The sequence below is a fragment of the Streptomyces sp. RLA131 genome (genome assembly GCF_056270125.1).
The window spans coordinates 7,711,735-7,733,959 of the sequence record NZ_JBWDOQ010000002.1; the positions used below are offsets into that span (position 1 = coordinate 7,711,735).

A 22,225-nucleotide genomic window follows, 5' to 3' on the forward strand; every position below is an offset into this window, starting at 1 on the left:
GGGGAGCGGGCCCGGCCCGCGGGGCGGGGTACTACGGGATACGGGGTTCTACGGGACGGGCCCGGAGCGGCAGGAGCGCACCGGGCCCAGGGGTACGGCCGCCGGGGGTACGGCCGCGGGAAACGCCGCGGGGAGGGGCGCTGTCAGAACTTGATCCCGCCGAGCAGGCTCGCGAGGCTGGCACCGCCGGCCTTGATGCTCGGGGCGATGGCGGTTCCCGCGAGGTAGAAACCGAAGAGTGCGCAGACGAGTGCGTGGGACGCCTTGAGTCCGTCCTTGCGGAAGAACAGGAAGACGATGATGCCGAGCAGGACGACGCCTGAAATGGACAGGATCATGGGGTTACTCCTGTGTGATGGGGACTGTCACCATGAGTTCTTCCATGCTCACAGAAAGTAATAGAGGATGGAAAGCGGCAAATGGGTGATTTATGTACCGTTTCGCCCAAGTGGTCGGCTTTTGGTGCTTCCGTGACCCGGAACATACGCCCGGCCGAGTGAAGTTCCCGCCTGATCCGCGGCCATGGCTTCCGCCGGCGGTCACGGACTCGCCCGGACCGGCATCGCCCGGCTCGCCGCCCCGCTGGGCTCCCCGCGGCCGGCCGTCGGCGGGCGGGGGTGTGCGGCGGGTTGACGCTACGTAAGGTGGTAGCTGCCACCCGTACATTCCCGTAGAGCCAGCGGAGCGAGAAACGATGAGCGAGCCGACCCCCGCCCCCGAGCCCGCCCCCGAGCCCGCGCACGACCCCGAGTTGCTGCAGCTCGCCGCGAAGGTCTTCGACCTCGCCAGGCAGGGCGGCACCGACACCCTCGCCGCCTATGTCGACGCGGGGGTCCCGGTCAACCTCACCAACGACAGTGGCGACTCCCTGCTGATGCTCGCCGCCTACCACGGCCACCTCGACGCGGTCGCCGCCCTCCTCAAGCGCGGTGCCGACCCCAACCGCAGCAACGACCGCGGCCAGACCCCACTGGCCGGTGCCGTGTTCAAGGGCGAGGACGCGATCGTCGTGGCCCTCGTCGAGGGCGGCGCCGACCCCACCGCGGGCACGCCCTCCGCGGTGGACACCGCCCGCATGTTCGGCAAGGACGACCTGCTCACGCTGTTCGGCCACGGCTCCCGAGGATGACGATGGAACCCCTGCGCATCGGCGTCCTCGGCGCCGCCCGTATAGCCGGACGCGCCATCATCGACCCCGCCCGCGCCACCGGGCACCGCGTCGTGGCCGTCGCCGCCCGCGACCGGGGCCGGGCCGAGGCGTTCGCCGCCGAGCACGGCGTGGAGCGGGTACGGGACTCCTACGCCGACGTCGTCGACGACCCGGACGTCGAGGCGGTCTACAACCCGCTGGCCAACAGCCTGCACGCCCCGTGGAACCTCGCCGCTGTCGCCGCCGGCAAGCATGTGCTGACCGAGAAACCCTCCGCGAGCAACGCCGAGGAGGCCGCCGAGGTCCGGGACGCGGTCGCCAAGGCCGGGGTGGTCTTCCTGGAGGGCTTCCACTACGCCTTCCACCCGGTGAACCGGCGGCTGCACGCCCTGCTGGAGTCCGGTGAACTCGGCGACCTGCGGCACAGCGAGACCACCTTCACCGTCCCCGCCCCGCCCGACGACGACCCGCGCTGGTCCCTGTCCCTGGCTGGCGGCGCGCTCATGGACCTGGGCTGCTACAGCCTCCACGCGCAGCGCCTGCTCGCTCCCTGGGCCGGCGGCGCGCCCCGCCTGGTCTCGGCGCACGGCACCGAACGGGCGGGCGCCCCCGGCGTGGACCAACGGCTCGACGCCGAGCTGGAGTTCCCCGGCGGAGCCACCGCCACCGCCCGCTGCGACATGGCCGGCGACAGCCTCGTCGTCACCCACCGCCTCGTCGGCACCAAGGGCGAGGCCACGGCCCGGAACTTCGTACTGCCGCATCTGGACGACCGCGTCGTGGTGCGGGCCCCGGCCGGGGAGCGGGTGGAGGAGCTGGGCCGGCGCAGCTCGTACACCTATCAGCTGGAGGCCTTCGCCGCCCGGCTGCGCGAAGGGACGCCGCTGGCCCTCGGTCCCGACGACGCCGTCGAGACCATGGAGCTGATCGACGCCTGCTACCGCGCCGCCGGCTTCCTGCCCAGGCCGCGCACCTCCCGCTGACGGCTCAGAAGCCGCCCCCGCCGCCGCCGTCCCCGAACCCGCCGCCGTCCCCGAACCCGCCGCCGAAGCCCCCGTCGAACCCGCCACCGGACGAGCCGCCGTCGACCCCGCCCCCGCCCCCGTCGCCGAAGCCGCCGTCGAACCCGCCGCCGTACGAGCCGCCGTCGAGCGCGCCGCCCAGCAGGGTGCCCGCCAGCAGCCCCGGCAGGAACATCGAGCCGTATGCGCCGAAGTAGCCGCCCGCCCAGGGTCCGTAGGCCGGTCCCGCCTCCCAGTAGGGGCGGCGTTCCGCGCCGACCGCCACGGTGCGCACCGCCGGGTCGGCGCCGTCGTCCAGGCGTGCCGCGTCCGCCGCGCACACCGGCACCGTACGCGGCGCACCGCCGTCCGGTGCCCACGCGGCGTCGCGCACCGACGGGCCGTGGCGGGGGTCGAAGAAGCAGGGCGGACGCCGCTCGGGAAGCGGCAGGCCGTGACGGCGGGCGTCGAGCACCGCGAGGGCGAAGCGGCCCTCCTCCAGTGCCTCGGTGACGGCCCGCACGTCCTCCGGGCGCCGGGCGGCGGCGGAACGGTCCTTGGCGGTCTCGTACGCGTCCAGCGCGCGGCCGTAGTCCTCCAGCATCCCTGGGGTCGCGGCGGGGTCGGACGGGGTGAAGTCCAGCCGGTCGAGGGTCTCCCCGTAGGCGGTGATGTCCTCCTCCACCGCGCCGCGCACCTGCTCCAGATCGGCCCGCTCGCGTTCCCGGCGGCGCCGGTTCCCCCTGCGCACCAGCAGCGCCCCGCCGCCGGCGAACGCCACCAGTACCGCCCCCAGCGCGATCAGCGAGACCGTCCCGCTGCCGCCCGTGCCGCCGTCGGCACGGCTTCCCCGGTCCCTCCCGCCGCCACCACCGCCGGCCGCCGCGGCCACGTCGGCCACGAAGCCGTCCAGGATCGCCGACGGGTCTCCCGCGTGCTCCCGTACGTTCCGGGCGGCCAGGGACTTCGCGGTGCTGCCCGCGAGCACCGAGGCGTCCGACGCCGCGCCGAACCGCGAGCCCAGCGCCACGGCGTACACCCCTGGGCGCCCCACGGCGGCGCGCAGCCGGTCGAAGACCCGGGCGCCGCCGTAGACCGGGTCGTCCGGCAGGACCGCGACATAGATCGGGACCCCGGAGTCGCCGATCCGGGCCGTCAGGGCGCGGGCGTCGGCGGCGGACAGTTTCCCGGAGGCCGCCGGGTCGACATAGACCGGATCGGTGCGCAGCGCCCTGGCCACCGCCTCGATCCCGGTCGCCGAAGGGGCGGCGGCCGAGGCGCCGGGGACGCCTGCGATGCCGGGGGCGACGGCCGGAAGAAACAGCACGGCAGCCAGCACCAGGAACGCGACGAGCGCGCCGAGCGCGACCCGTGCAGCCCCTCGCGCCCCCGATGCGCCGCCGGTCATAACGGTCAGATACCCGCAATGCGGTCATCGCACGCGCAGTCCGGGGGCTGTGTCGGACCCGGACCGTAGGCTGGCGGAAAGCTGTCCGGAAGGCTGTCCGGAAACCGTCCGAAGAGCGTCCGAAGAGCGGGAAGGCCCTCATGTTCGCCCTGCACGCCGTGTGGAGAGCGGACCGGCGGCTCGCCCTGTGGGCGGAGGACTCCGACGCCCCGCTGCCGTCCGGCCGGCACGCGTGCCCGCCGGAGACGGTGGCCCGGCTGCTCGCCGGGACCGGCCCCGGCCTGGAATGGCTGATGTCCAAGGCCACCGAGGGTGCGACGACCCTGCTCCTGCCCACGCAGAACGGCGTGCCCCTGCCCTCCCCCGAGCTCGGCCGCCCGGTCCTGGGGCCGCGCGCTCCCGTCACCCTCGCCCCCTGGCACCTGCCCACCCTCCTCCTCGCACCCGGCGAGGCGGCGCAGCTCCTGGGCGAGCTCTACGCCCCCGGCAAGCCGTTCCTGCCCACCCAGCTGCCCGAGGAGGGCCCGGTCGACGTCCCGTACGGGGCCTCGCTGCGCTGGCTGACCGCCGTCCACGACCTGGCCTGGCGGCTGGTCGGACGCGGCCAGGTGCGGCCCGCCCTGACCACCGAGGCCGGCCGGCCGTACGCCCGCTGGCGCCCGGTGCCCGACGCCGACGGATGGCGGCGGACGCGGGAGCTGACCGCGGCCACCCCGCCGGTCTCCCGGGCCGAGCGTTCCGACGGCCACCCGGACGGGCGGACGGCGGCCGAACTGGTCGCCGACCTCCTGGACGTCCTGGCCGACTGCGAGGCCCGCGCGGTGCTGGAGGACGGCCCGCCGCTGCTGCGCCCCGGCCGCGCCCGCGGCCCTGAGGGCGGCGCCGCCGAGCCGTGGCTGCGGGCGCTCACCACCGACCACGGCCGCGTCGAGGGGGCCGAGCCCGCCGCGCTGGCCGCCCTGGGCGAACGGCTCGACGCCTGGTACCGCTCCGAGCCCCCGGCGGACGAGCCGCTGCGTGTCTGCTTCCGGCTCCGCGAACCCCTCGGCGCCGAACTCGACGACTGGCGGCTGGAGTTCCTGCTCCAGGCCGCCGACGAGCCCTCGCTGACCGTCGCCGCCGACGCCGTCTGGCAGCCCGGCCCCGCCCTCGACGCCCTGGAACGCAAGGCCCCGCGCCCCGGCGACGCCCTGCTGGACGGCCTCGCGCGGGCCGCGCGGATCTGGCCCCCGCTGCGTACGGCCCTGCGCTCCCACCGCCCGGCCGCCCAGAGCCTGGACCGGGACGGGGCACTGGCCTTTCTGCGCGACGCGGCACCGGCGCTGACGGCGGCCGGCCACGGGGTGCTGCTGCCGAGCTGGTGGCAGCGCCGGTCCGGCCTGGGCCTCACCCTGACGGTGCGCACCGCCCAGCCCGGATTCGTACACGACCGCAGCCTGATCGACCGGGACCGGATCGTCGACTTCCGCTGGCGGGCCGCCATCGGCGACCAGCCGCTCACCGAGGCCGAGCTCACCGAACTGGCCGCCGCCAAGCAGCCGCTGGTTCGGCTGCGCGGCCAGTGGACCGAGGCCGACCCGGCCCGGATCGCGGCCGCCCTGGCCTTCCTGGAACGGCGGGGGAGCGGCACCATGGGCGCCGGTGAGGTGCTGCGCGTCGCGCTCGACCCGCAGGCGACGGCCGGCGGTCTGCCCGTGACCGGGGTCAGCGCAAACGGGCGGCTCGGCGAGCTGCTCTCCGGCGCGGCAGGCACCTCGGGTCCATCGGGTCCATCGGGTCCATCGGGTACAGCCGGTCCATCCGGTGCTTCCGGTACGGCAGTTGGGGCCGGTGGCCGGGCCGAGCCGGTGGTGCTGCCCGCCGGGTTCCGCGCCGTCCTGCGCCCGTACCAGGAACGCGGCCTGGCCTGGCTGGACTTCATGTCCGGGCTCGGCCTGGGTGCCGTCCTCGCCGACGACATGGGGCTCGGCAAGACCGTGCAGACCCTCGCCCTGCTGGCGGTCGAGCAGGCGGCCGGCGCCACCACCCCCAACCTGCTGGTCTGCCCCATGTCCCTGGTCGGCAACTGGCGGCGCGAGGCGGCCAGGTTCGCCCCGGAGCTGCGGGTCCACGTCCACCACGGGCCGGGGCGGCTGTCCGGCGAGGCGCTGCGGTCCGCCGCCCGGGCGGCGGACCTGGTCGTCACCACCTACGGAATCGCCGAGCGGGACGCCGACGGTCTGCGGGCCGTCCAGTGGCGGCGGGTCATCGCCGACGAGGCCCAGCACATCAAGAACTCCGCCACCCGGCAGGCGGTGGCCGTGCGCACCCTGCCCGCCGCCCACCGGATCGCCCTCACCGGCACCCCGGTGGAGAACCGGCTCGCCGAACTCCACGCCGTCCTGGACTTCGCCAACCCGGGCCTGTTCGGCTCCGCCGCCCGTTTCAAGGAGCGCTGGTCGATCCCGATCGAGCGCGACGGCCACGCCGACACCGCGGCCGAACTCCGGCGCCGTACCCGCCCGTTCATCCTGCGCCGGCACAAGAACGACCCGGCCGTCGCCCGCGACCTGCCCGCCAAGACCGAGATGACCGTCGACTGCGGCCTCACCGCCGAGCAGGCCGGGCTGTACCGGGCCGCCGTCGCCGACATGCTCGCCCGGATCGCCGAGAGCCGCGGCATCGAGCGCAAGGGCATCGTGCTGTCCGCGCTCACCCGGCTCAAGCAGATCTGCAACCACCCCGCGCAGTTCCTCCGCGAGCCGTACGAGGGCCCGTCGGCACGCCTCACCGGCCGCTCGGGCAAGGTGGAACGGCTGGAGGAGATCCTGACCGAGGCCCTCGCCGAGGGCGACAAGGTGCTGTGCTTCACGCAGTTCGCCGAGTTCGGCCGGCTGCTCCACGGCCACCTGGCGGGGCGGCTCGGCCGCGAGGTGCTGTTTCTGCACGGCGGCGTCTCCCGGCGGGCCCGCGACGAGATGACCGCCCGCTTCCAGACCCCGGACGGCCCGCCGGTCTTCCTGCTGTCGCTCAAGGCCGGCGGCACCGGGCTCAACCTCACCGCCGCCGCCCAGGTCGTCCACCTCGACCGCTGGTGGAACCCGGCCGTCGAGGACCAGGCCACCGACCGGGCCTTCCGGATCGGTCAGCGCCGCAACGTACAGGTCCGCAAGTTCGTCTGCGCGGGCACCGTCGAGGAGCGCATCGACGCCATGATCCAGGCCAAGCGCAGCCTCGCCGGCGCGGTCGTCGGCGCGGGCGAGCAGTGGCTGACCGAACTGTCCACCGAGGAGCTGCGGGACCTGGTCGCGCTCTCCGCCGAAGCCGTCACCGTCGCCGACGGGGAAGAGTAGAGGGGACCCACTGTGCGACCTGCCGCGCACCGCGCCGGGGAGCGGCATCTGCGCCCGCTCGCGGACTGCCTTGAGGACTTCTGGTCCGGCGCCGACGACCTCCCCGCCGACGCCCCGGACCCGGACGCCCCGGACCCGGACGCCCCGGACGCCGCCGCGCCCGTGCCGCCGCGTCTCGGACCCTCCGGTATCGCCGTCCGGGGCCGCGACCTGGTCACGCTGCTGCGCCCGGCGTACGACGCCTTCACACGACGAGCGGACGGGCCCCCGGACTGATCGGGCAGGGCAGTTCGGTCGCGCCCACGAGATAGCGGTCCACGGCAGCCGCCGCCGACCGGCCCTCCGCTATCGCCCAGACCACCAGGGACTGGCCCCGGCCCGCGTCACCGGCCACGAACACCCCCTCGGTCCCGGCGGCGAACTCCGTGTCCCGGGCGATGGTGCCCCGCGCGCTCAGCCGCAGCCCCAGCCCGTCGATCAGCCCGCCGCTGCGCTCCACACCGTCGAACCCCAGGGCCAGAAGCACCAGTTGGGCCGGGAGTACCCGCTCGGTCCCCGGGCGCGGGGTGCGCCCCAGTGGCTCCACCTCGGCCAGCCGCAGCGACGCGACCCGCCCCTCGCCGTCCCCCTCGAAGCGCAGGGTGGACGCCGAGAACATCCGGACGTCCCCGGCCGCCCGGTGCAACTCCCTGGCCTCCTCGTGGGCGGGGGAGACGCGGAAGACCCTGGGGTACATCGGCCAGGGCTCGTGCTCGGCCCGCTGCTCGCCGGGCCGGGGATTGATGTCCAGCTGGGCGACGGAGGCCGCGCCCTCCCGCAGTACGGTCCCCAGGCAGTCGGCGCCGGTGTCGCCGCCGCCCACGATCACCACGTCCCGGCCGGCGGCGGTGAGCGGGGAGGACGCGATGTCCCCGTCGCAGACCCGGTTGGCCAGCGTCAGATACTCCATCGCCTGGTGAATGCCCGTCAGCTGCCGTCCGGGGACGGCGAGTTCCCGCCATGAATGGGCGCCGATCGCGACCACCACCGCGTCGTGCCGCAGCCGCAGTCCGCCCGCGTCCGTACCGGCGCCGATCTCGGTCCCGGTACGGAAGGTGGTGCCCTCCGCGCGCATCTGGCCGAGCCGGCGGTCCAGATGGCGTTTCTCCATCTTGAACTCCGGTATCCCGTACCGCAGCAGCCCGCCCGCCCGGTCCGCCCGCTCGTACACCGTCACCGTGTGCCCGGCCCGGGTGAGCTGCTGGGCGCAGGCCAGCCCCGCCGGTCCCGAGCCGATCACCGCCACCGTCCGCCCCGTCATGCGCTCCGGGGGGCACGGCGGGACGTAACCGTGGCGCCAGGCGTCGTCGGCGATGGCCACCTCGACGTTCTTGATCGTCACCGGGTCCGCGTTGATCGCCAGCACGCACCCCGACTCGCAGGGGGCCGGACACAGCCGGCCGGTGAACTCCGGGAAGTTGTTGGTGGCGTGCAGCCGGTGGCTGGCCGCCTCCCAGTCGTCCCTGGCCACCAGGTCGTTCCACTCCGGGATGAGATTGCCCAGCGGGCAGGCGTCGTGGCAGAACGGGATGCCGCAGTCCATGCAGCGATCCGCCTGGGCGTTGATGATCGGCAGCAGTGCCTGCCCCTGGTGGACCTCGTGCCAGTCCCTCACCCGTTCCCTGACCGGCCGCCTGGGCCAGGGGCGGCGGGGGGTGGTGAGAAAGCCCTTCGGGTCGGCCACGGAGGCCTCCAGCAGCGCGGGAGCCGATCGAACGCTCTCTCGTTACGATACGTCCGCTCTGGCCGATTTTCGACGTCAGCCCGCAGCGCGTCCGCCACGGCCCCCTACCGCCGCGACCGCCACAGTGCCGCGGCAACCACCGCGTACGGGACCGCGGCCAGCGCGAACAGCGGACCGGGGTCGGCCCACCGCGACCCCGCCGCGTAACCGGCGAAGATCAGGACCGCCACCACTTCCGTACCGAATCCGGCCATCGAGGTGACCGTCGCCCGTGAGCTGTCCGGTATCCGCTCCTGGAGGCGGGCGTCGGCCGCCGCGATCGCCCACTGGAAGATCCCGAAGGCGACCGCCACCGCCACCATGCCGGCCGGGCGTCCGCTGAGCGCACCCGCCGCCAGCGTGCCTGCCGCGAGCGCCAGTACCGGCCCCGCCCGGCCCTGCCCGCGCCCGGCCAGGAAACCGCCCACCGTGACGCCGGCCGTGACCAGCAGCACCAGCAGCGGCACCGCCGCCGCCCCGGCCCCGGTGGCCCCGGCCAGCAGCGGAACGTACTCGTCCAGGGCGTCGAAGCCCGACAGGGCGGCCACCAGCAGCGCACACCGCCACACCGCCGGTCTGCCCCGTAGCTCGGCGAGCCCCTCCCGCAGCACCGCCGTGTACGCCCGGTCGGCGCGCCGGCGCCGCCGGTCCTCGCGGTCGCGCGACTCGGGCAGCGACATCGCCACCGGCACCCCGAGCAGCGCCGCCGCGACGCTGGCGGCCCCCAGCGCCCGGTAACCGCCCGCGGCCAGCACCGGTCCGGCCAGTGCGTCCGCCGCCAGCACGGCCGTCGCGCCCACCGCCTGCGCGCGTCCGATCAGCCGGGCGTACCGCTCCTGGTCGCCGGTCCGCGACAGCTCCTCGTACACCAGGGCCTGCAGGGTGCCGGAACGCAGCGCGCTGCCCGCGCCCCAGAGCACGAATCCGGCGGCGAAGGACGGATAACAGGGCAGGAACGTCCACAGCGCGAACCCGGCGGCCGACAGCAGAGGGGCCAGCGCCAGCAGCAGCCGACGGGAGCAGACGTCCGCCCACACCCCGGACGGCACCTCCAGGGCGAAGCCGGTGACCGACCAGATGGCGAAGAGGGAGGAGATCGCGGCGGCCGACAGCCCGGTCCCGGCGAACAGCACCGCGTAGACCGGGTACAGCAGCACGAAGTCGTCGAGGAAGGCGTACGCGTGGATCCGGCGCGCCAGCCGCGACCGCGGTGAAGATCAATGTCGCCATGTCATACCGGCAGCCTACGGCGGCAGCGGGGCCGTTGTCAGTGCCCTCCGGTAGCGTCGGTGACGGTGGTCGTAGTCGGCGCGAGGACGGTTCCCGATGAGTGAGCTCACGGCGGAGAGCGGGCTGGAGTTCCGGCTGGAGCGGCACCGGAGAGAGCTGACCGCCTACTGCTACCGGATGCTGGGATCGGCCTTCGAGGCCGAGGACGCGGTGCAGGAGACGCTGGTCAGGGCCTGGCGCGGCCACGACCGGTTCGAGGGCCGGGCGAGCCTGCGCTCGTGGCTGTACCGGATCGCGACCAACGTCTGCCTGGACATGGTCAAGAGCGGCCAGCGCCGGGCCCGTCCGATGGATCTCAACTCCCCCTCCGCCGCCACGTCGCCCATCGACGCGGGGCTGCCCGAGGCCACCTGGATCGGCCCGGTGCCCGACGGCCGGGTCCTGGCCGAGGGAGGCGACCCGGCCGAACAGGCGGTCACCCGGGAGTCCGTCCGGCTCGCGTTCGTCGCCGCGTTGCAGCGCCTGGCGCCGCGACAGCGGGCGGTGCTGATCCTGCGCGAGGTGCTCGCCTGGAGGGCGGGCGAGGTCGCCGAGCTGCTGGACACCTCCGTCGCCTCCGTCAACAGCGCCCTCCAGCGGGCCCGCGCCACGCTCGCCGAGGGCGGCCCGGTCCCCGCCACCGATCCCGCCCGCCCCCTGGACGAGGCGCAGCGCTCGCTGCTCGCCCGCTATGTCGACGCCTTCGAGCGGTACGACCTCGACGCGCTCACCTCGCTCCTGCACGAGGACGCCACCTTGTCCATGCCGCCCTACGAGCTGTGGCTGCGCGGCGTCTCCGAGATACGTGCCTGGTTCCTGGGCACCGGCTGCGGCTGCTGCGGCTCGCGGCTGGTCCCCGTCCGGGCCAACGGCGCCCCGGCGTTCGCGCAGTACCGGGCCGGCGGTGTGCCCTGGGCGATCCAGGTCATCGATGTGTCACAGGGCCGGATCACCGGGCTCAACTCCTTCCTGGACACCGACCGTCTCTTCCCGCTCTTCGGTCTCCCCGAGCGGCTCGACGCATAGCGGAAGGACCACCTCGAAGCCCGTCAGGGCCAGCAGCTCGCGCAGCGCCTCGCCGGCTCCGCGCAGCCGCAGCCGGTAGCCCAGCCGCCGCGCGGTCAGCCGAAGCCGGGCCAGCGCCTCCACGGTGCCGAGCCGGGGGTCCTCCAGGGCCGACACATCACAGACCACCACGGCGCCGGGGCCCGGCTGCGGCAGCTCGCGCAGTCGCGCGTCGAGCCGAGCCGCGTCGGCGGGCAGCAGGCAGCGGCCGAGGGTCAGCACCGGGGTGTCCACACAGGGAAGACGCTCCGGAGCGCCGGAACTCATCGCGCCGCGGCGCGGAACCGGCCACCGGACGGACCCGGTCAACGGACCCGGTCAACGGACCCGGTCAACGGACCCGGTCAACGGACCCGGTCAACGGACCCGGCCAACGCGCTAGATGTCGAAGGTGACGGTGACGGGTGCGTGGTCCGACCAGCGCTCCGGGTGGCTGGCCGCCCGCTCCACCACCGCCGTGGCCGCCCGCCGGGCCAGCCCCTCGGTCGCGACCAGCAGGTCGATCCGCCAGCCCGCGTCGTTGTCGAAGGCCCGGCCCCGGTAGGACCACCACGAGTACGGTCCGGCGACGTCCGGGTGCAGCCGGCGCACCACGTCGACGTATCCGCAGTCCTCGTAGACGCTCGACAGCCACGCCCGCTCCTCGGGGAGGAAGCCGGCCTTCTTCGTGTTGGACTTCCAGTTGCGCAGGTCCGCCTCGCGGTGGGCGATGTTCCAGTCGCCGCCCACCACCACCTCGCGGCTGCCGGTGGCTGCCCGGTCGCGCAGGTCCGTCAGATACGCCTGGAACTCCTTCATGAAGCGGAGCTTCTCCTCCTGCCGCTCGGTGCCCACCTCGCCCGAGGGCAGATAGAGGCTGGCCACCGTCACGCCGGGCAGGTCGACCTCCACATAGCGCCCCGAGCCGTCGAACTCGTCCGACCCGAAGCCGATCCGGACCCGCTCGAACTCCCGGCGGGAGTACACCGAGACCCCCGCCCGCCCCTTGGCGGCAGCCGGGGCGTGCACCACGTGCCAGCCCTCGGGCGCGCGTACCTCGGCCGGGAGCTGGTCCGGCTCGGCGCGCACCTCCTGCAGGCACACCACATCGGCCGCGGTGGCCTCCAGCCAGGGCACGAAGCCCTTGCGGGCGGCGGCGCGCAGCCCGTTCACGTTCACGGTCGTCACGGTGAGCATGCCGGGGACGATACCCGGCCCGCCAAGCACCCCGTGACAGGCCCCGTGACGGGCCCCGAGCTGGGCATACCCCGGGCTTCCGTACGATGTGCGGGTGGAGATCCGAACGACGCCCTACGACCATCCGGACGCGCTGAAGCTGACCGAGCAGGTGCAGCAGGAGTATGTCGAGCGCTACGGCGACCCCGACCTGACGCAGATGGACCCGGCCCACTTCGCCCGCCCGCGCGGGGTCTTCCTCGTCGCCTACCTCGACGACGCCCCCGTGGCCACCGGCGGCTGGCGTGCCCAGGACACCTCCCCGGAGGGCTTCCAGGACGGCGACGCCGAGCTGAAGCGGATGTACGTGGTGCCGCAGGCCCGCGGACGCGGACTGGCCCGCCGGATCCTCGCCGGGCTGGAGGAGGACGCGGCCGGGGCCGGCCGCACCCGCATGGTCCTGGAGACGGGCACCCTGCAGCCCGAGGCGATCGCCCTCTACACCTCGTGCGGCTATGTGCCGATAGAGAAGTTCGGCTACTACCGCCATCACGCCGACAGCGTCTGCCTGGGCAAGGACCTGCCCGTAGCCCGCCCCGTAGCCTGACGTCATGACAGACGACAAGGCGGCCGACGAGGCCCTGACGCGGCTCGGATCGGGCAAGTACCTGCTGGTCATCAGCTTCCGGCGGGACGGGCGGGAGGTGCCGACCCCGGTGTGGGTGGTCCGCGACGGCGACGCCCTGGGGGTCTGGACGGTGGCCGGCTCCGGAAAGGTCAAGCGGATCCGCAACCGCGCCGACGTCCTGGTCAGCGCCTGCGACGTGCGCGGCAACCCGTCGGGGGAGAGGTATCCGGCCCGTGCCGAGATCCTCGGCGCCGAACAGACCGCGCACTACCGCGCGCTGCTGGGCCGCAAGTACGGGCTGCTCGGCAGGATCACCCTGCTCGGCAGCCGGCTGCGGCGTGGCGCCGAGGGCACGGTCGCGGTGCGGATCACCCTCACATGAGCCGTCGGATACCCCGCAGGGGGCCCGCCGCCCCGGCCTGCACGGTGAGCGTCTGCCGTGGCTGCTGCTGCGGTACGCCGAAGATCCCGGCCGTCGACCACGCGGGGCAGCTGGCCCGGCTCAAGGAGGCCCTGGCCGGTGTGTCGCGGGTCCGGGCCACCGAGTGCCTGGACGTCTGCGAGCACGGCAACGTCGTCGTCGTGCAGCCGTCCGCCGAGGGCCGCGCGGCCGGCGGGCGCCCGGTCTGGCTCGGCCTGGTCAACGATCCGGACGCGATCGAGGACATCACCGCCTGGGTGCGCGACGGCGGTCCCGGCCTCGCCGACCCGCCCGGTGTGCTCGACCTGTACGCCTTCACCCCCTCGCGGCGCGTCCGGGAGGGGCTGCCGGGCGGCGGCGCGACGGGAGCCTGACGGGCCCGACTGGCCCGGTACAGCAAGGGGCCGTACGGGCTGTGTCGGCCCGTACGGCCCCCGAGATCGGTGCGGCGCGGAATCAGCCGGCCGTCAGTCGACGCTGCGCAGGATGTGCGATTCGGACGGGTCGTCCTCGTAACCGGCGAGGCGGATGGGTGCGGACCGGGCCCAGACGTCCAGATTGCGCACATCCTGCGCTGGGTCGGGGCGGTCCTCGGTATCGGGAGGGAGCTGGTTCCGCTTGGTCTTCTCGGGTGTCACCGCGTACTCCTTGCATCGGTGAACCGGACGCCCGGCGCGGCCGCTACCGGGGCGCCTGACGGCCCGGTGGGGCTTGGGGATCAACTGTTCGGACGCGGTGGCGCCGGAGGACGGTACTACCGGGCGGGCGGCCATGGTCGCTGGCGCTTCCCGGGACGGGCCGAGGGTGTCGGTGCTTCCCTGAGAGGCGTTCCGTCCTGACCCAGCCTAAGCCCATCGCGCCTGAGTCACCAGCCGATTACGGATCGGACACCCCGGTCAGCCGCAGACGAGAGCCGCCCATACGGTGCGGCCCGGGCCCTCGCCCAGCCGCCGCACGCCCCACTGCTGGGCCACCTGGTCCACCAGGACCAGCCCGCGCCCGTTCTCCTCGCTGTCCGCGGCCTCGCGGACCCGGGGCCCGGCGGAGCGGTCGCCGCCCTGGTCGGTGACCTCCAGGTGCAGCAGGCCCTCCCCGGCCCACAACGCGCAGGTGACGTGCTCGCTGCCGCTGTGCAGCACGGCGTTGGTGAACAGCTCGGTGACCACCAGACCGGCGTCGTCGCCCAGTCCGTCGAGCCCCCAGTGGCGCAGTATGGCGCGCACCTGCCGTCTGGCCGCGCCGACGCACTCGGCCAGTGCGGGGAGCCGGAAGGCGTCCCCGGTCAGTCCGAGCGCGGTGGGCAGATCCATTCGTGTCACACCGCACACTATGGGCACGCCACGAACAGCTGGCAAGGGGCATTCTGCAAATTGCACATTTGCCGCTACAGGCTGTCCGGTGCATGGAGCCCGTGGCAGACTGCTCTTATGCGAGAGGCGCGGCGTGGCTGAGACGCGGTCGGGCAAGGCCCCGACCGTGCTGCGGCTGATCCTCGGCAAGCGCCTCCAGCACCTGCGCGAGAAGGCCGGCCTGAGCTACGAGGAGGCCGCCCGCTCCCTCGACGTCACCCACGCCACCGTACGCCGGATGGAAAAGGCCGAGGTCAGCCTCAAGATCCCGTACGTCGAGAAGCTGCTCCAGCAGTACGAGGTGGCTCGCGGCGACATCGAGGACTTCCTCGTCCTCGTCCGCCAGGGCAACCGCCCCGGCTGGTGGCACCGCTACCGCGACGTCCTCCCGGCCTGGTTCAGCGCCTTCGTCAGCCTCGAAGGCGAGGCCCACGTCATCCGCGCCTACGAGCCGCACTACGTCCCGGGGCTGCTCCAGACCGAGGAGTACGCCCGGGCCGTCCTGCGGGCCGGCAGCCCCCACCTCGGTGCCGAGGGCGTCGACCGCGCCGTGGCGCTGCGCCTGGAGCGCCAGACCCTCCTGGCCCGGCCCGACGCCCCCGTGCTGTGGGCCGTGATCGACGAGACCGTGCTGCGCCGCCCCATCGGCGGCCCGGCCGTCATGCGCGCCCAGCTCGACCACCTCGTCGAGGCCTGCTCCGCGCCGAACATCCGGCTGCAGGTCATGCCCTTCTCCGCCGGACCGCACCCGGCGATGTACGGGCCGTTCCACATCTTCCGCTTCCAGGTCGGGGAACTCCCGGACGTCGTCTTCACCGAGAGCCTGGTCGGCGCCGCCTACCTGGACGACCGCGACGACGTGTCGGCCTTCCTCGAAGCCCTGGACCGGATGTGCGCGCAGGCCGCGCCGGTACACAGCACAGCAGCCGTCCTCGACGGCGTTCGCAAGGAGATCTGACGACCACATGAACGACCTCGACCGCATATACAACGGCATGCGCGCCGGTGACCTCGGCAACGAGGGATGGCACAAGCCGTGGAGCGGTGGCAACGGGGGCTCCTGCGTGGAGGCCATGAAGCTGGCCGACGGGCGGATCGCCCTGCGCCAGTCCACCGACCCCGACGGGCCGGCCCTGATCTACACCAACCACGAGATCACCAGCTTCATCCAGGGCGCCAAGGCCGGCCACGCCGACTTCCTGCTGTGACGAGCCCGACCGGACGAGTCGGACGAGCCGGACGAGCCGGACGAGCCGGACGAGCCGGATGACCGGACGAGCCGGATCACGGGATGATGCCGACCAGCACCGACGAGGGGAGCCCCATGGCCGCACACCAGGGTCCGCTGCACGAGCCCGGCGTGGCTCATGTCCGCATCGCCGCCGCTGACGCCGCGACCGCCCACCGCGTCGCCGACATCATCGCCTCCCGTTACCCCAGAACCCGCCCGCCGAGCGTCCGCACCACCCCGGACGGCATGGTCGAGTTCGACCTGTACACCGACACCCTCGACGTGGACTGACCGAGGCCCGCCGGCCCGCCGGCCCGCCCGCCGGTGTCAGCCGACCGGTGTCAGCCGACCGGTCGACCCGCCGGTCGGCCGTCCGGCGCCGGCCCCGTCAGTCCGGCGAGCGCCGCCAGCCGACGGTACGAACCGGCCATCGCCGCCCGGTCGAAGGTGCTCGCCGACACCAGCACCTCGTCGGCGCCGCTGCGCCCCACCAGCCCCGCCAGCTGCTCCGCCACCTCGTCCGGCGTGCCGTGCACATGGCCGAGCATCGCCTCGTCGAACAACGCCCGCTCCCGTGGGCTCATCGCCGCCGGCACGACCTCGTCGGCCGGCACCAGCGGCGGGAACGTCCCGTGCGTACGCGACCATGCCTGCGCCCAGGCCTCCGGCACCAGCAGCTCGCGGGCCCGCTCGGCCGTCGCCGCGACCGCCACCGCCGCCGACACCACCACATACGGCCGCTCGGCCCAGGCGGACGGCCGGAAATCCTCGCGGTAGCGCCCGATGGCCTCCAGCATCCGCTGCTCGCCGCGCACCGCCCCGATGACCAGCGGCAGACCGTGCGCGGCGGCCGTGACCGCCCCCGCCCCGGTGGCCAGGACGAAGGGCGGCACCCGCAGCCCGTCGGCCGGACAGGCCCGCGCCGCGCCGCCGCCGGTGAAGTACCCGAGCAGCTCCGTCAGCAACGCCCCGAAGTCCTCCATGGCGTCCTTGTCGCGCCCCAGTGCCCGCCGCACCCCGTCGGTGAACCCCACCGAGCGGCCCAGCCCCATGTCGATCCGCCCCGGGAACAGCGACTCCAGCACCCCGAACTGCTCGGCCACCACCATCGGCCGGTGATTGGGCAGCATCACCCCGCCCGTCCCCACCCGGATCCGCGAGGTCGCCGCCGCCACGGCCGCCGCCAGCACCGTCGGCGCCGACCCGGCGATTCCCGGCACCCCGTGGTGCTCCGCGACCCAGAACCGGTGGAAGCCCAGCTCCTCCACCACCCGCGCGAACGCCACAGTGTCCCGCAGCGCCTGCCCCGGATCCTGCCCCCGGCGGACCCGGGAGCGATCCAGAACCGAGAACCTGACCCGCGGCGCCTTCGACATCACCTCTGCTGCAACGCCCGCCGCGCCGTGGGATTCCCGGCCCCCGCGGCTACCGTGGCAGGGTGCGCCTGCTGCTGATCTCGGACACCCATCTGCCGACGCGTGCCCGCCGGCTGCCCGGCGAGCTCCTCGACCGGCTCGCCGACGCCGAGGTCGTCGTCCACGCCGGTGACTGGGTCGACGAAGCCACCCTCGACCTGCTCCAGGCCCGGGCGTCCCGGCTGATCGCGGTGTACGGCAACAACGACGGACCCGGCCTGCGTGCCCGGCTGCCCGAGGTGGCCCGCGCCGAACTGGACGGAGTGCGGCTCGGCGTGGTCCACGAGACGGGCCCGGCCCGGGGCCGGGAGGAGCGCTGCGCCGAGCGCTTCCCCGACCTGGACGTGCTGGTGTTCGGGCACAGCCACATCCCGTGGGACTCCGCCGCCCCCGGCGGGCCGAGGCTGCTCAACCCGGGCTCGCCGACCGACCGCAGGCGTCAGCCGCACTGCACGTACATGACGGCGGACATCGAGGCGGGCACGCTCACCGGCGTCCGGCTGCACCGCCTGCCGCCGCGTCCCGCGCGGTGAGGCGGAGCCGTACCTCCAGCTCCTGGTCGCCGGAGACCGAACTGCGCTCCTCGACACCGAAGGAGTCGGCCAGGGCGTGCTCGACCTCGCGCACATGGTGCGGGTCGCCGGACAGATCGGCCGTGACGGCGGAGCGCAGCGGCACCGGCCCGGCTCCTTCGCCGTGGGTGCGGGCGTCCACGTCCAGCGACCACACGGTCGGATGGCCCGAGGCCGCGTTCTGCGGCGCCCGTACCGGGGTGGGGCCGTTCCTCCCGGTGGCGGTATCGGGGAAGACATGTCCCAGGGTGTCGAACACGGCGTCGGCGTCCTTGCGGTCGTCGGCCGACAGCAGGACGTCGACATGGGTGTGGGGGTGCGGCGTGCTCATCAGCGTGGCTCCTCGGACGGATGACTGAGGCGACTCCAGCAGTCCCGACGATAGGACTTCCGGAGACCGGCCGCACGGCGGCGGCCGTCCCTCGCCTTCCCCCGGTCAGCCCCCGTAACCGATCTCCTCGGCCACCGGGTCCCGGCCCGGCGCCCCGAACCGCCAGCGTGTCATCGACTCGACGAAGGCCCCCTCGAACCAGCTGTGCCCGGTCACCGGTGTCACGGCGTAGACCCGCGAGTCACGGACGGTGATCGGTACGCCCTGGCCGGTGCGGGGCATCACGTACTTCGCGGTGTACGTGGCGTCCACCGCCGCCGGCACCCGGTCCGGCGGGACCTGCGTGGCACGACCGCGCAGTTCCACCAGGTCCGAGGCGTTCTCCAGATGGACCGCGACCCGTGGATCGGCCGCCAGATTGCGGGCCTTCACGGTCGCCGGGCCGGTGCTGAACCACAGCCGGCCGTTCACCCACACCCCCCACACCGGCATGGCGTGCGGGCCCCCGGCGGCCGAGGCCGTGCAGATCCAGTAGCTGCGGGCCAGTTCCAGGCGGTTGCGTACTTCCGCCCACGCGATGGGGATGCGTACGCTCATGAGCCGAGTCTGCGCCGTGCCCGCACGGGCCGCCGGGTGGGCGTAGCCTGCCAGCGGAGGAGGCCCGTATGTCGGACGCGGCGAATGCGGCACATACGGCGGGCCGACCCGCCGGCCTGACCATGTCGCAGGCGGGTGGCCGCTGGGTGCTGGCCGCCGTCGTGCTCGGGTCCGGGATGACCTTCCTGGACGGCACCGTGGTCAATGTCGCCCTTCCCACCATCGGCCGCGATCTGGGCGCCTCACTGGCAGGACTGCAGTGGACGGTCAACGCCTACACCCTGTCGCTGGCCGCGCTGATCCTGCTCGGCGGCTCGCTCGGCGACCGTTACGGCCGCCGCAAGGTGTTCGTCGTCGGGGCGGTGTGGTTCGCCGTGGCCTCGCTGCTGTGCGGGCTGGCCCCTGACATCGGGATGCTGATCGGCGCCCGCGCCCTGCAGGGGGTGGGCGGGGCGCTGCTGACCCCGGGGTCGCTGGCGCTGATCCAGGCCTCGTTCGCCGCCCAGGACCGGGCGCGCGCGATCGGCGTGTGGTCCGGGCTGGGCGGGATCGCCGGGGCGCTCGGTCCGCTGCTGGGCGGCTGGCTGGTGGACGCGGCCAGCTGGCGCTGGGTCTTTCTGATCAACCTGCCGCTGGCCGCGTCGGTGGTCGCCATCGCCGGCCGGCATGTCCCGGAGAGCCGTGACGAGACGGCGACCGGCCGCTTCGACTGGCAGGGCTCCGTGCTGGGCGCCCTGGGGCTCGCCGGGGTGACGTACGCCCTGATCGGCGCGGCCGGGAGTATGGCGCCGGCCGCGGTGGCCGTGCCGGCGGTGCTGGGCGTGGCCGGCCTGGCCGGGTTCGTCGTCGTCGAGCGGCGCAGCGAGCACCCCATGCTGCCGCCGGGGCTCTTCGCCTCCCGGCAGTTCACCGCGGCCAACCTGGTCACCTTCGCGGTCTACGCGGCGCTCGGCGGGGTTTTCTTCTTCCTGGTCCTGGAACTGCAGACCGAGGCGGGCTTCTCCGCGCTCGAATCCGGCACGGCCCTGCTGCCGATCACCGTGATCATGCTGCTGCTGTCCGAGCGGTCCGGGCAGTTGGCGGCCCGGATCGGTCCCCGGATCCCGATGACCGTGGGGCCGGCGGTCTGTGCGGTCGGGCTGCTGCTGATGACCCGGATCGGCGCCGGGGCCTCGTACGCGGCCGATGTGCTGCCGGCCGTGTGCGTCTTCGGCCTGGGCCTGGCCACCACCGTCGCCCCGCTCACCGCCACCGTCCTGGCCTCCGCCGACAACCGGCACGCGGGCGCGGCCTCGGGTGTCAACAACGCGGTGGCCAGGGCGGCCGGACTGCTCGCGGTGGCCGCCCTGCCCCTGGTGGTCGGGCTCTCCGGCGACGACTACCGGGTCCCCTCGGCCTTCGGCGCGGGCTTCCGGGCGGCCACGATGCTCTGTGCCGGGCTGCTGGTGGCCGGGGCCGTCCTGGCCTGGGCCACCATCAGCTCCGACGCGCTGCTGGAGACACCCCCCGAAGGCGACGAGAGCGCCGGGGGCACCGGGGGCACCGGGGAGCCGGGGCAGCCGGCGCGCAGGCCCGAGCCGCCCTGCCGTCACCACTGTGCGATCGGCGCCCCGCCGTTGCAGTGCTCGTCCCGCGAGGAGCGCTGACCGGCACGCCTCACGGCACCACCACGATCTTGCGGCCCTGCCCGGACCGGAACTGCTCCAGGGCCAGCGGGTACTCCTCCAGCGGCAGCCGGTGGCTGATGAACACCTCCGGATCCAGCACACCGGCCGCGAACAGGTGCGCGGCCCGTTCGAAGCTGTGCAGCACCGCCATCGAGCCGGTGATGGTGATCTCCTGGTTGTAGATCCGGTACGGCTCGATGGTGGCGGTCGTGGCGTAGTCGGCGACCCCGAACTGCAGAAACGTCCCGGCCTTGGCGACCCGGCCCAGCCCGTCCTGGATCGCGGCGGGATTGCCGGTGGCGTCGATGACCACGTCCCAGCCGCGCGGCTGTTCCAGCTCCGCCGCCGAGGCCGCGGACCGGGAGCAGCCCAGGGCGCGGGCGGTGGCCAGCCGTTCGGGATTGACGTCGACGATGTCGGCGCCGGCGGCCCCGGTGCGCTTGGCCAGTTCCAGCATCATCAGGCCCATCGTGCCCGAACCGTAGATCAGCACCTCCGCGCCGAGGCGGCTGCCGAGCACGTCGTAGCCGCGCACCGCGCACGACAGCGGTTCGATCAGCGCTGCGTCCGCCACACCGACGTTCTCCGGCAGCCGTACGCAGTTGGCGACCGGGGCGACGGCGAACTGTGCGGCGCCGCCGGCGACGGTGACACCGATCGCGCCCCAGCGGTCGCAGAGGTTGCCGTGCCCCATCCGGCAGTAGCGGCACTCGTGGCAGTACAGCGACGGGTCGACGGCCACCGTGTCGCCGACGGCCAGTTCGGTGACCGAGGTGCCGATGCCGACCACCTCCCCGGCGAACTCGTGGCCCGGCACGATCGGCAGGGTGGGCGCGAACTCGCCCTGGAGGATGTGCAGGTCGGTCCCGCACAGCCCGCACGCGGCCACGTCGACGACCACCTCGCGCGGTCCCGGCGCCGGGTCGGGGACCGTGACGACGGAGACCTTGCCGGGGGCTTCGATGAGTGCGGCCCTCATTTGACGGCTCCTAGGGACAGGCCCTGGACCAGTTTGTCCTGGGCGGCGAATCCGGCGGCCAGCACCGGCAGGGAGATCACGACGGACGCGGCGCAGACCTTGGCCAGGAACAGGCCCTGGCTGGTGATGAAGCCGGTCAGGAACACCGGCGCGGTCTGCGCGGTCACCGAGGTCAGGACCCGGGCGAAGAGCATCTCGTTCCAGCTGAAGATGAAGCAGATCAGCGCGGTGGCGGCGATCCCCGGCCCGGCGACGGGGCCCACCACCCGGGCCAGGATCGTCGGCAGCCGGGCCCCGTCGATCCGGGCGGCCTCGATGATCGACACGGGCACGTCGGCGAGGAACGACTGCATCATCCACACGGCGATCGGCAGGTTCATCGACGTGTAGAGGATGACGAGCAGCCAGATGTTGTCGAGCATGCCGGCGTTCTTGGCGAACAGGTACACCGGCAGCAGTCCGGCCACGACCGGCAGCATCTTGGTGGACAGGAAGAAGAACAGCACGTCCGTCCACTTCCTGACCGGCCGGATCGACAGCGCGTACGCGGCCGGTGTCGCCAGTACCAGCACCAGCAGCGTCGACACGACGGACGCGGTGGCGGAGTTGATCAGCGCGGGCCAGGGGCCGGCCCCGCCTCCGGTGCCGAAGAACTCCCGGTAGGCGTCCAGGGTGAGCGAGGCCGCCAGGGACGGCGGGTTGGTGGCCGCGTCGGGCTCGGAGTGCAGCGAGGTGAGCGCCATCCACAGCACGGGCAGGACGAACACGATGCCGGCCAGCCAGGCCAGCAGGCCCAGCGCGGCGCCGCGCCGCCGGGCCCGCCGGGCGGCGGGCGGCAGGATGGGCGGGCCGGGAGGGCCGGGAGGGTCGGCCGGGATCACGAGCGGCATGAG

The 22,225-nt window shown here is 74.0% G+C and carries 26 protein-coding genes; 13 read left to right on the forward strand and 13 right to left on the reverse strand.

All coding sequences use genetic code 11. The annotated features are described in order from the left end of the window. Positions 1-143: 143 nt before the first annotated feature. On the reverse strand, positions 144-338 hold the full coding sequence (locus RWE79_RS35790; RefSeq protein ID WP_018534760.1) for a hypothetical protein: 195 nt from the start codon (positions 336-338) through the stop codon (positions 144-146). A 356-nt stretch (positions 339-694) separates the two neighbouring features. On the opposite strand from RWE79_RS35790, the gene RWE79_RS35795 reads away from it, so the two are divergent. Both RWE79_RS35795 and RWE79_RS35800 read left to right on the forward strand, forming a co-directional pair. After that, positions 695-1,129 (forward strand): ankyrin repeat domain-containing protein, encoded by a 435-nt coding sequence (locus RWE79_RS35795; RefSeq protein ID WP_475944387.1) that lies wholly within the window; start codon positions 695-697, stop codon positions 1,127-1,129. After that, positions 1,126-2,133, forward strand: a complete 1,008-nt coding sequence (locus RWE79_RS35800) for a Gfo/Idh/MocA family protein (RefSeq protein WP_475944389.1) — start codon at positions 1,126-1,128, stop codon at positions 2,131-2,133. The genes RWE79_RS35795 and RWE79_RS35800 overlap by 4 nt, the downstream gene beginning before the upstream one ends. Positions 2,134-2,137: 4 nt before the next feature. Here the strand turns inward: RWE79_RS35800 and RWE79_RS35805 are convergent, their stop codons facing one another. After that, positions 2,138-3,559 carry a hypothetical protein gene (locus tag RWE79_RS35805; RefSeq protein WP_475944391.1) on the reverse strand — a complete coding sequence of 474 codons (1,422 nt, stop codon included), beginning with the start codon at positions 3,557-3,559 and terminating at the stop codon, positions 2,138-2,140. A 140-nt stretch (positions 3,560-3,699) separates the two neighbouring features. Here RWE79_RS35805 and RWE79_RS35810 point away from each other — a divergent pair, with 140 nt between their 5' ends. Together RWE79_RS35810 and RWE79_RS35815 are read left to right on the forward strand one after the other, a co-directional pair. Beyond that, positions 3,700-6,891: an SNF2-related protein gene (locus RWE79_RS35810; RefSeq protein ID WP_475944393.1), complete on the forward strand. Its 3,192-nt coding sequence runs from the start codon at positions 3,700-3,702 to the stop codon at positions 6,889-6,891. Positions 6,892-6,903: 12 nt separating this feature from the next. After that, complete coding sequence (locus RWE79_RS35815; protein WP_475944395.1) at positions 6,904-7,167, forward strand: hypothetical protein; 264 nt, start codon at positions 6,904-6,906, stop codon at positions 7,165-7,167. Here the strand turns inward: RWE79_RS35815 and RWE79_RS35820 are convergent. Together RWE79_RS35820 and RWE79_RS35825 are read right to left on the reverse strand one after the other, a co-directional pair. Next, positions 7,136-8,614, reverse strand: coding sequence for a glutamate synthase subunit beta (locus RWE79_RS35820; protein WP_475944397.1), 1,479 nt, complete (start codon positions 8,612-8,614; stop codon positions 7,136-7,138). The genes RWE79_RS35815 and RWE79_RS35820 overlap by 32 nt on opposite strands. A gap of 104 nt (positions 8,615-8,718) precedes the next feature. Continuing rightward, a complete protein-coding gene (locus RWE79_RS35825; RefSeq protein ID WP_475944399.1) occupies positions 8,719-9,810 on the reverse strand; it encodes an MFS transporter in 1,092 nt (363 codons plus the stop codon). Between the two features lie 169 nt (positions 9,811-9,979). Here RWE79_RS35825 and RWE79_RS35830 point away from each other — a divergent pair, with 169 nt between their 5' ends. Then, positions 9,980-10,948, forward strand: coding sequence for a sigma-70 family RNA polymerase sigma factor (locus RWE79_RS35830; protein WP_475944401.1), 969 nt, complete (start codon positions 9,980-9,982; stop codon positions 10,946-10,948). Here the strand turns inward: RWE79_RS35830 and RWE79_RS35835 are convergent. Beyond that, the gene (locus tag RWE79_RS35835) at positions 10,859-11,221 is read right to left on the reverse strand and encodes an STAS domain-containing protein (RefSeq protein ID WP_475944403.1); all 363 of its coding nucleotides are present in this window, start codon (positions 11,219-11,221) and stop codon (positions 10,859-10,861) included. The genes RWE79_RS35830 and RWE79_RS35835 overlap by 90 nt on opposite strands. A 144-nt stretch (positions 11,222-11,365) precedes the next feature. Continuing rightward, complete coding sequence (locus RWE79_RS35840) at positions 11,366-12,163, reverse strand: exodeoxyribonuclease III (protein WP_475944405.1); 798 nt, start codon at positions 12,161-12,163, stop codon at positions 11,366-11,368. Between the two features lie 94 nt (positions 12,164-12,257). Here RWE79_RS35840 and RWE79_RS35845 point away from each other — a divergent pair, with 94 nt between their 5' ends. The 3 genes from RWE79_RS35845 to RWE79_RS35855 are packed head-to-tail and all read left to right on the forward strand — an operon-like array spanning position 12,258 to position 13,565. Beyond that, positions 12,258-12,749, forward strand: a complete 492-nt coding sequence (locus tag RWE79_RS35845; RefSeq protein ID WP_475944407.1) for a GNAT family N-acetyltransferase — start codon at positions 12,258-12,260, stop codon at positions 12,747-12,749. Between the two features lie 4 nt (positions 12,750-12,753). Then, positions 12,754-13,152 (forward strand): PPOX class F420-dependent oxidoreductase, encoded by a 399-nt coding sequence (locus RWE79_RS35850; protein WP_475944409.1) that lies wholly within the window; start codon positions 12,754-12,756, stop codon positions 13,150-13,152. Further along, positions 13,149-13,565, forward strand: coding sequence for a (2Fe-2S) ferredoxin domain-containing protein (locus RWE79_RS35855; RefSeq protein WP_475944411.1), 417 nt, complete (start codon positions 13,149-13,151; stop codon positions 13,563-13,565). The genes RWE79_RS35850 and RWE79_RS35855 overlap by 4 nt, the downstream gene beginning before the upstream one ends. A gap of 93 nt (positions 13,566-13,658) precedes the next feature. Here RWE79_RS35855 and RWE79_RS35860 read toward each other — a convergent pair whose 3' ends face one another. Next, a complete protein-coding gene (locus tag RWE79_RS35860; RefSeq protein WP_475944413.1) occupies positions 13,659-13,829 on the reverse strand; it encodes a hypothetical protein in 171 nt (56 codons plus the stop codon). A gap of 258 nt (positions 13,830-14,087) precedes the next feature. After that, a complete protein-coding gene (locus RWE79_RS35865) occupies positions 14,088-14,501 on the reverse strand; it encodes an ATP-binding protein (protein WP_475946313.1) in 414 nt (137 codons plus the stop codon). A gap of 133 nt (positions 14,502-14,634) precedes the next feature. On the opposite strand from RWE79_RS35865, the gene RWE79_RS35870 reads away from it, so the two are divergent. From RWE79_RS35870 to RWE79_RS35880, 3 genes are all read left to right on the forward strand, one after another. After that, entirely contained in the window at positions 14,635-15,498 is an 864-nt protein-coding gene (locus RWE79_RS35870; RefSeq protein ID WP_475944415.1) for a helix-turn-helix domain-containing protein, read from the forward strand. A gap of 7 nt (positions 15,499-15,505) precedes the next feature. Further along, positions 15,506-15,748: a DUF397 domain-containing protein gene (locus RWE79_RS35875; RefSeq protein WP_475944417.1), complete on the forward strand. Its 243-nt coding sequence runs from the start codon at positions 15,506-15,508 to the stop codon at positions 15,746-15,748. 116 nt (positions 15,749-15,864) lie between these two features. Further along, positions 15,865-16,062, forward strand: coding sequence for a hypothetical protein (locus tag RWE79_RS35880; protein ID WP_475944419.1), 198 nt, complete (start codon positions 15,865-15,867; stop codon positions 16,060-16,062). A gap of 50 nt (positions 16,063-16,112) precedes the next feature. On the opposite strand, the gene RWE79_RS35885 is transcribed toward RWE79_RS35880, so the two are convergent. Further along, entirely contained in the window at positions 16,113-17,147 is a 1,035-nt protein-coding gene (locus tag RWE79_RS35885) for an MsnO8 family LLM class oxidoreductase (RefSeq protein ID WP_475944421.1), read from the reverse strand. 62 nt (positions 17,148-17,209) lie between these two features. Here RWE79_RS35885 and RWE79_RS35890 point away from each other — a divergent pair, with 62 nt between their 5' ends. After that, positions 17,210-17,719 (forward strand): metallophosphoesterase family protein, encoded by a 510-nt coding sequence (locus RWE79_RS35890; protein WP_475944423.1) that lies wholly within the window; start codon positions 17,210-17,212, stop codon positions 17,717-17,719. On the opposite strand, the gene RWE79_RS35895 is transcribed toward RWE79_RS35890, so the two are convergent. Next, complete coding sequence (locus RWE79_RS35895; RefSeq protein ID WP_475944425.1) at positions 17,673-18,089, reverse strand: hypothetical protein; 417 nt, start codon at positions 18,087-18,089, stop codon at positions 17,673-17,675. The genes RWE79_RS35890 and RWE79_RS35895 overlap by 47 nt on opposite strands. A 105-nt stretch (positions 18,090-18,194) precedes the next feature. After that, on the reverse strand, positions 18,195-18,686 hold the full coding sequence (locus RWE79_RS35900; RefSeq protein ID WP_475944427.1) for a pyridoxamine 5'-phosphate oxidase family protein: 492 nt from the start codon (positions 18,684-18,686) through the stop codon (positions 18,195-18,197). A 68-nt stretch (positions 18,687-18,754) separates the two neighbouring features. Here RWE79_RS35900 and RWE79_RS35905 point away from each other — a divergent pair, with 68 nt between their 5' ends. Continuing rightward, positions 18,755-20,332, forward strand: a complete 1,578-nt coding sequence (locus RWE79_RS35905; protein ID WP_475944429.1) for an MFS transporter — start codon at positions 18,755-18,757, stop codon at positions 20,330-20,332. A gap of 10 nt (positions 20,333-20,342) precedes the next feature. Here RWE79_RS35905 and RWE79_RS35910 read toward each other — a convergent pair whose 3' ends face one another. Both RWE79_RS35910 and RWE79_RS35915 read right to left on the reverse strand, forming a co-directional pair. Then, positions 20,343-21,332 (reverse strand): zinc-dependent alcohol dehydrogenase family protein, encoded by a 990-nt coding sequence (locus RWE79_RS35910; RefSeq protein ID WP_475944431.1) that lies wholly within the window; start codon positions 21,330-21,332, stop codon positions 20,343-20,345. After that, positions 21,329-22,222, reverse strand: coding sequence for a carbohydrate ABC transporter permease (locus tag RWE79_RS35915; RefSeq protein WP_475946315.1), 894 nt, complete (start codon positions 22,220-22,222; stop codon positions 21,329-21,331). Before RWE79_RS35915 ends, RWE79_RS35910 begins: the two co-directional genes overlap by 4 nt. Between the last annotated feature and the right edge of the window lie 3 nt (positions 22,223-22,225).